This is a genomic window from Fulvivirga aurantia, assembly GCF_009711475.1.
Lineage (GTDB): Bacteria > Bacteroidota > Bacteroidia > Cytophagales > Cyclobacteriaceae > Fulvivirga > Fulvivirga aurantia.
This window is the reverse complement of record NZ_SMMD01000230.1, coordinates 1-1,099: the sequence shown is the minus strand read 5'-3', so window position 1 is coordinate 1,099 and position 1,099 is coordinate 1. Positions and strand designations below refer to the sequence as shown.

The window sequence follows — 1,099 nt, the reverse complement described above, 5'->3', positions numbered from 1 at the left end:
TATATGCTTAAGAATTTTATGCTATATGGTATATACCCTGAGGTAGAACTTGCACCCATTGACGAATACCTCATGGCAAGTTTTGACAAGCAACCGATGGTTGTAAAAGGGCTAATAAATCAGCTGAGTGTAAGGCAATTAGTAAGGTTTGTAGTGCGATTGGAAAATACAGTGGAGGAGCAAAAGACTAAAAAACAGTTGATTTCTCGCGTTCAGGAGATAAGGCCAATTGTTGTAACTACAAGCATAACCAAAACAGGTAGGGTGTCTTTAACAGAGGTTTTAGATCGTGTGGAAGATGTGCCTTATCTTGTTCAGCAATGGATAGAGCAAAAAGATTTGAGTAGCAGTTTGTCATTTACATTTAGCGATTTGGTAAGTGCATATATAGAACGACACCCCTCTCAAAGCAGCGCCTATTTCAATAAACTGCCCGTAGAAATACATAGAGCAATTGAAAGACTTCTGGATGTCTCCACAAAAGAAAAACTAGATCAGGTCTTAGGAAAAACTGAGAAAGAGAAGCAAAAAGAAAAAGGAGCTTTAAAAAAAGTAGATTCTGAAAAATCTGATGATTTTGATGAACCTGCAGAGCCACTATACATCAACAATGCCGGTTTGGTGGTCTTATATCCTTTTCTTTCCCGATTCTTTAAAATGCTGGACTTATTATCTGAAGATAAGAAAAGCTTTGTAGATGAAACTGCGGCACATCGAGCGGTTCACCTATTACATTACCTGGTGTATGGCAAAGAAGACGGTAAGGAGTTCCAGATGACCATCAATAAAATTATTTGCGGAATGCCTTTTGGTGTTCCTTTAAAAAAAGAAATCAAGCTTACGGATAAGGAAATCGAAACCTGTGATAGCCTACTCAATGGAGTGATTCAAAATTGGAAAATATTGGGTAAATCCAGTATTGAGAATCTGAGAGGTTCTTTTCTAATTCGTGATGGACGATTAGAGATGTCTGAAAAAGCCTGGTTCTTGAAAGTAGAGCAGCGTGGTTACGACATGCTCATCGATAAAATACCCTGGTCATTTCAAATGATCAAATTGCCCTGGATGAAAAAGCCAATTCACGTGGAGTGGAGGTAAG

The 1,099-nt window shown here is 38.3% G+C and carries 1 protein-coding gene; it reads left to right on the top strand.

The window, feature by feature from the left end; genetic code table 11:
* Positions 1 to 1,098 (top strand): contractile injection system tape measure protein (locus E1176_RS00765; protein WP_222933039.1); only part of this gene is annotated, 1,098 nt, incomplete at its 5' end.
* Between the last annotated feature and the right edge of the window lies 1 nt (position 1,099).